At 59.8% G+C, this 6,383-nt stretch carries 7 protein-coding genes; 6 read left to right on the forward strand and 1 reads right to left on the reverse strand.

The features are described 5' to 3' along the window. The coding region (locus A2I95_RS24765) for an ABC transporter ATP-binding protein (RefSeq protein WP_291734149.1) at positions 1-980 on the reverse strand (980 nt) is incomplete at its 3' end. A 116-nt stretch (positions 981-1,096) separates the two neighbouring features. Between A2I95_RS24765 and A2I95_RS24770 the strand changes: the two genes are divergently transcribed. From A2I95_RS24770 to A2I95_RS24795, 6 genes are all read left to right on the forward strand, one after another. After that, a complete protein-coding gene (locus tag A2I95_RS24770; RefSeq protein ID WP_291734152.1) occupies positions 1,097-2,101 on the forward strand; it encodes an ester cyclase in 1,005 nt (334 codons plus the stop codon). Then, a complete protein-coding gene (locus A2I95_RS24775) occupies positions 2,098-2,988 on the forward strand; it encodes an amidohydrolase (protein WP_367152496.1) in 891 nt (296 codons plus the stop codon). The genes A2I95_RS24770 and A2I95_RS24775 overlap by 4 nt, the downstream gene beginning before the upstream one ends. A gap of 2 nt (positions 2,989-2,990) precedes the next feature. Beyond that, entirely contained in the window at positions 2,991-3,446 is a 456-nt protein-coding gene (locus A2I95_RS24780; RefSeq protein WP_291734155.1) for a thioesterase family protein, read from the forward strand. 240 nt (positions 3,447-3,686) lie between these two features. Then, on the forward strand, positions 3,687-4,568 hold the full coding sequence (locus A2I95_RS24785; protein WP_291734157.1) for a LysR substrate-binding domain-containing protein: 882 nt from the start codon (positions 3,687-3,689) through the stop codon (positions 4,566-4,568). A gap of 109 nt (positions 4,569-4,677) precedes the next feature. Further along, a complete protein-coding gene (locus A2I95_RS24790; RefSeq protein ID WP_291734161.1) occupies positions 4,678-5,055 on the forward strand; it encodes a hypothetical protein in 378 nt (125 codons plus the stop codon). A gap of 122 nt (positions 5,056-5,177) precedes the next feature. Next, positions 5,178-6,107 (forward strand): alpha/beta fold hydrolase, encoded by a 930-nt coding sequence (locus A2I95_RS24795; protein ID WP_291734164.1) that lies wholly within the window; start codon positions 5,178-5,180, stop codon positions 6,105-6,107. The last annotated feature ends 276 nt before the right edge of the window (positions 6,108-6,383 follow it).

Consider the following 6,383-nt stretch of genomic DNA (forward strand, 5'->3'; position numbering starts at 1 on the left):
GTCTGGCCGATTTCAGCCCGGAAATTCTTGTCCGCCTTTACCGAAACCAGAGCCCCGCCCACGCGCACCGAGATCATCGTTGCGTCGCCCAGCAGTTCCATCGTGTAGATCGGCGCGTTGATCTGGCCTTCGCCGGGTGCCGCGATGCTGGCGTCCTCGGCCCGGAAACCCAGTGTGAGCGGTCCGTTCGGGGCGTTCAGCCCGCTGATTTCCACGTTCTTTGCGCGGAGGGTGCCGCCCTGGATCTCGCCCTCCATCAGGTTCATCGCCGGGTTGCCGATGAAGCTGGCGACAAAAGTATTAGCGGGCCGGTCGTAGATTTCGGTCGGTGAGCCCACCTGCTGAACCACGCCCTTTTTCATCACCACGACGCGGTCGGCCAGGGTCATCGCCTCGATCTGGTCGTGGGTCACGTAGATCGTGGTCACAGCCAGCTCGTGGCTGAGGTTCTTGATCTGGGCGCGGGTGGAGACGCGGAGCTTGGCATCGAGGTTTGACAGCGGCTCATCCATCAGGAAGACATTGGGTTCGCGCACAATGGCGCGGGCCAAAGCAACGCGCTGGCGCTGGCCGCCGGAGAGTTCGGCCGGCTTGCGGTGCAAAAAGTCGTCCAGTTCCACCATCGCCGAGGCGCGGTGGACCTTCTCGTCATGAGTCTTGGGGTCGATGCCGCGCACCTTCAGCGGAAAACGGATGTTCTCGTAGACGTTCATATTGGGGTAGAGCGCGTAGGACTGGAATACCATCGCCACGTCGCGGTCCTTGGGTTCCATGTCGTTGACGCGCTGACCGTCGATCAGAATGTCGCCCTCAGAGGCTTCCTCCAGCCCTGCAATCATCCGCATAGTGGTGGTCTTGCCGCAGCCCGAAGGCCCCAGCAGCACCAGGAACTCCTTGTCGGCAATGGTCAGGTCGAAGTTGTCGACGCCGACGAACGACCCCCAGCGTTTGCCAACATTCTGCAGTTGTATCTCGGCCATGGCTTCCCCTCTGCCGGCTGTGACCGGCCGTTTTGCATACGAATGCAAAGAGGGTAGAATTATAGATGACTTTTTGGCAAGACTTTTTTGCACACGTATGCAAGGGGCAACCTCTCATGACTGACTTTTCAGCGGAAAAGCAATTAATCCGAAACCTTTACACCGATTTGGACAGGTCGAAGGCAGGGCAAGCAGGCGAGGTGCTTGCGCGGTACTACGCCTCGAATCATATCTGGCGCGGCTACCATCCGTTCCATGAGCAGCAGGGCGCCGAAGCGGTCGCTGACGTGTTCTGGACCCCCTTGCGCGGGTCACTGAAGAATATGCAGAGGCGTGAGGACATCTTCATGGCGGGTGCCAACGCGATGGACGGGTTCGCTTCGGTCTGGGTGGTCTCGATGGGGCATCTGATGGGGCTGTTCGATGCGCCCTGGCTGGGGATCGCCCCGACCGGCAAGATGGCGTTCCTGCGCTATTGCGAGTTCAACAAGGTCGAAGATGGCAAGGTCACCGAAACGGCGATGTACTTCGATATACCGCATCTGATGATGCAGGCGGGCTTGCAGCCGTTCCCGCCGCAGACCGCCGCGCATCTGGTGCAGCCCGGACCGATGACCCATGACGGGCTGATGTTCGACCCGCAGCCGCCGGAGGAGGGCGAAAAGACCCTTGCAACGATCAACGCAATGATCTCCGACCTCGGCCAGTGGAAAAGCGGGCTGAGCCTAGAGGATGAGCTGCGCCGGACCTGGGCCGAGGACATGATCTGGTGGGGCCCTGCGGGGATCGGCGCCACCTATACGATCGAACGCTATGCCAAGCAGCACTCGGGGCCGTTCCGTGCGGGTTTCACAGACCGCTCCAAGACCAATCACATCTGCCGTCTGGCCGAGGGCAGTTTTGGCGGCTTCTTCGGCTGGCCGAACTTCACCGCCCGGCATACCGGCGGCTTCATGGGGATGCCCGCCACCGGCAAGACCGGTGAGTTCCGGGTGATCGACATCTACCGTCGGGACGGAGACAAGTTGGCTGAGAACTGGATATTCATCGACCTGCTGCACTTTTGGCATCAGCAGGGTGTGGACATCCTGGGGCGGACAACGGGGATTGAACAGCCATGATCGTCGACGCGCATCACCATCTCTGGGACCTGCAGGCGGTGCATTACCCCTGGCTGATGGAGGCCGGAGCCCGGCGGTTCTTTGGCGACCCGGCGCCGATCCAGCGGGATTACCTGATCGGGGAATTCCGTAAGGATGCCTCGGCCTTGGGCACCGGGGCTTCGGTGCATATCCAGGTTGGTGCAGCCGACGGCTGGCAAGAGGCGCAGTGGGTAGACAGCGTGGCCCGTGCCAATCCCGGCTGGGTGATGGCGCAGGTGGTGTTCTGTGATCTGACCGCAGCGGACAGAAACGCCCAACTGGACCGGTTCCAAAGCCTGGCCTCGGTGCGCGGCGTGCGCCAGATCGTCGGGCGGGCGCCGGGCGAGGATGCCGTGACCGGCACCAATACGCTGCTGGACGACCCACTGTTTCTGGACGGGCTGCGCGAGTTGGGCCGGCGCGGGCTGTCCTTTGATCTGCAATTGCTCCCCGAGCTTATGGAGAAAACCGCCGCGGTGCTGGCCCAGGCGCCGGAAACACAGGTGGCCCTGTGCCACGCCGGGTCGCCGCATGACAGGAGCCCGGCGGGCATTGCCGGCTGGGCAGAGGCGCTGCGGCATCTGTCTGCGCTGCCAACCGTCACCTGCAAACTGTCAGGACTAGGCATGTTCGACCATGGCTGGACCCAGGACAGCATCCGCCCGCTGGTCGAAATCTGCCTGGAACAGTTCGGTGCCGAACGCTGCATGTTCGGTTCCAACTTCCCGGTTGACAGCCTGTCTTCGGATTACGCCGCGCTTGCCGGGGCCTACCGCGCGCTTGTGCCGCCAGAGCAGCATGCCATGGTTTTCGGCGGCACAGCTGCGCGGTTCTATGGCCTGGCACGGCCTGCACAGGAGGGGTGAAGATGCTCTACAGCTTTGAAACAAGTGTCCTGCCTGAGTGGATCGACTATAACGGCCACATGCGGGACAGCTATTACGGGCTGGTTTTCAGCCTGGCGGTGGATGCCTTTCAGGACGAGGTTGGCTTTGACGAGGCTTACCGAAGGCGCACCGGCTGCACCATCTACCTGCTGGAGGATCACAAGTTCTTTCTCCGGGAGGTGAAGGAAGGTGCCCGAGTCCGGGTCGAAACGCGTATTGTCGGATGCGACAGCAAGCGGTTCCATCTGCACATGCAGATGTTCAACGGCACTGCTTTGGCCAGTGTTGGCGAGTTCATGGAACTGCACGTTTGTCAGCACCCCCAGCCGCACGCGATGCCCATGCCTGAAGAGATTTTGCAGAAGCTTGAGGCCGCCCGATTGTCCGAAAGCGAGGCTGCAAATCTGCCCAGACGATCGCGCGGCCTGTCACTTTAGGCAGTGGTTTAACAATCCAGGTTTGAAGCTTTAGTCAGCCCCCAGGTTGGCCTTTGCCACTTCTATCAGGTGCGAATGGCCGCTCTGGGTAAGCTGCGCTGCAGCTACGGCCCCCCCCCGATCAAGGGCAGCTTTGGGCCGTAGGCGATGGCAGCTAAGTACCGCATGGGCTTGCGGACTTGTCCATAACGCGCTGTACTACTTTGTGGTACTCTCCCCGAGAAATACGAGGCCAACTGTTTGCGCTCAAGCCCGAACCTTCCTCCGCTTCTATCGCTTCGTGCTTTTTCAGCTGTTGCGAGGCTCTTAAGTTTTCGAAAGGCCGCGGATGAATTGCTGATTTCGCAAAGTACGGTCAGCCATCACATTCGGCAGCTTGAAACGATGCTCGGAACGTCGCTATTCGCACGGCACGCCCGCAGCATCTCGTTAACTCCTGAGGGGGCGCGTTATCTCGTAGAAATCAACGCTGCTTTCCGTACGATCACGGATGCGACCGCAGAACTTCGGGCCGAAGCTGGGCGGGAGACGCTTCGCATCACAGCGCTGCCGTCCTTCTGCTCAATGTGGCTAATGTCGCGTCTTGCCTCTTTTTCGGATGTGCATCCAGGGATTGACATTGAACTGGATCCGACACTCGAGATTGTCAGCTTTGCTCGCGACGAGGCTGATCTGGGTGTGAGGTTCGGAACCGGCCCGTGGAAGGGTGTGGATGCCCGGCTGCTGCATGTCGAAAAGATTGCCCCCGTTGCACATTCCGAACGAACCTTTCCGCTCACAGACCTGTCTGACGAACAGCTACTCATGAGCCGTAAGGAGCAGGAATGGCAGTCTTGGGCGGAGACCCGCGGAATTGATATAGCGGGCGTGAAACGGATGCCGCTCAACGACTATAATGTGGTGATCCAGGCCGCAATCGATGGCGGAGGTGTGGCGATCGGTCGTCAGTTACTCGTTGAAACACTCGTGCGCGAAGGTCGGCTCACTTGGCTCGCAGCACCTGAGATAGTAGACGAAAACCTCGGCTATTGGCTGGTAAGTGCTGAAGGACGGCCTTTCACCCGCGCAATGTCGCTATTTGCTGACTGGCTCACCGAGGCTTTCGCGGAAACCGGTATTTGAGCCTTATCACCGAGCGATCTATTTAATCGATCACTAAAACGTCTCCTTCGAATTGGTAAGAAATCAAGCGTCAAATTACTTTCCTCCTTGTAACTGAAAGGAGGACCCCATGACTAAAGCGCGACCCGAAAACCGCCCAATGCACGGCCAAAAGGACCTGTTTTCAAATCTCGTCGATTGCGGGCCTGCGGCAGACAAGTTTGACGCGCCTGTCGAACTCGGCCTGCTTCAACGCATCGTCGTTGCCGGCTTCCACGTACTGACAACTCGTAAGACGCGACAGGCACTGGAAGGCCTCGAACGCGTTCATTTGCGCGACATCGGCTTGGAACCGAGCGATATTGATCGCGCAGTCCAAGAAACCGCTGACCAGGCCTCCGATGAATTCGCGCGCCGGTTACACGGTCGCTGGCATACCGCCGATCAAGGGGCTGGAAGCCTCAACGCCGAGATCAAATGCCTTTTGTCCGCCGGAGGGGGACAATGATGAGCATACGCAAGCCGTCCGCATACAAGAGCCAGGTCACACGCCGTACAATGCTGCAGTTGGCCGTGGCAGGCGCGTTCAGCGCGGGCCTTCGACCATCCCCGAGTTTTGGAGAACCCAACATGACACAACTGACACCTGCCGTACCGGCCGATGCCACATTTGAAGGTACTTGGCCTTTTCCCGCACACTACACCGACGCGCCCGGTTACGTCGCCCACTACGTTGATGTCGGCGAGGGGCCCGAGACTCTGCTTCTGCTGCATGGCGAGCCCACCTGGAGCTATCTTTTCCGGCACCAAATCGCCACGTGGTCGCGCCATCATCGGGTCGTGGCGGTTGACCATATGGGCTTTGGCAAGAGCGCCACGCCAGGCGACCGGACCTACTGGCTGCAGGACCATATCGACAATCTGGAGGCGGCCGCTCTTGCCCTCGACCTGCGCGACGTGACCCTTGTGATGCATGACTTCGGCGGACCGGCGGGTATGGGGTTCGCAATCCGCCATCCGGACCGGATAAAGCGGATTGTCTCCGTCAACGGGCCAACACCGTTCGGTCAGGCCGATCTCGTTGACCGGCTGATTGCGAATGCTGGCGAGGCCCCCTGGTTTCAGTGGATCCTGAAAGCGCAAGATGACGGCACCCTGGAACCGCTTCTGGGCCAGCTTGATTACACGATCCTGTCCACAATGAAGCTGAACGGTTTCGAAGACGCCTCAATCGTCACGGACGCTTGGCTCAAAGCCTATCGGGCGCCATTCCCAACACCGGAAGAAGCTGCCGGCGCGATTGGATGGGCCAAGGGATTTGCGACCGGAGCGCATAAGTTCGAAGAACCGGACGCGGCGGCCCGACTGGCGATCAGTGCGAAACCAGCACTCGCGATCTGGGGGGAAGAAGACCGCACGCTGCATGCAAAGCACTTTCTTCCACTGTTCAAGGCGGTGTTTCCGAACGGCAAAATTCAGCGCCTGCCGGGTGCTGGCCATTACAGCCCTGAAGACTCCCCGCGTGAAGTGACGGATCACGTGCTGTCTTTCATCGGCTAAACGAGATCTGCGGTTACTCCGCTTCGACTGAGTAGCCGCGGACTACGACCATTGAACGACGGGGCGGATTTCCGTGAAAACAGCGAAAACCCTCTGACGATCCAAGTTACTGAATACTCCTGTTGGCCTTGAGCTGAATTAGTTATTGGGCGCAAGACAAGGAAAAGCAGCATCGCCCCACCGCCCAGAACCTCAGAAAGCTCGCAAAGCTGCTGCCCCTACCGCAAACGCCCCGTCCGGCATGAAGAGCGGAGAACGCGCCTTGCTGTAGAAGGC

The sequence above is a fragment of the Leisingera sp. F5 genome (genome assembly GCF_001593695.1).

Bases quoted from the DNA above. Each gene is read 5' to 3' on its own strand.
- A2I95_RS24770 (WP_291734152.1), top strand. From the start codon at position 1,097: ATGACTGACTTTTCAGCGGAAAAGCAATTAATCCGAAACCTTTACACC.
- A2I95_RS24775 (WP_367152496.1), top strand. From the start codon at position 2,098: ATGATCGTCGACGCGCATCACCATCTCTGGGACCTGCAGGCGGTGCAT.
- A2I95_RS24780 (WP_291734155.1), top strand. From the start codon at position 2,991: ATGCTCTACAGCTTTGAAACAAGTGTCCTGCCTGAGTGGATCGACTAT.
- A2I95_RS24790 (WP_291734161.1), top strand. From the start codon at position 4,678: ATGACTAAAGCGCGACCCGAAAACCGCCCAATGCACGGCCAAAAGGAC.
- A2I95_RS24795 (WP_291734164.1), top strand. From the start codon at position 5,178: ATGACACAACTGACACCTGCCGTACCGGCCGATGCCACATTTGAAGGT.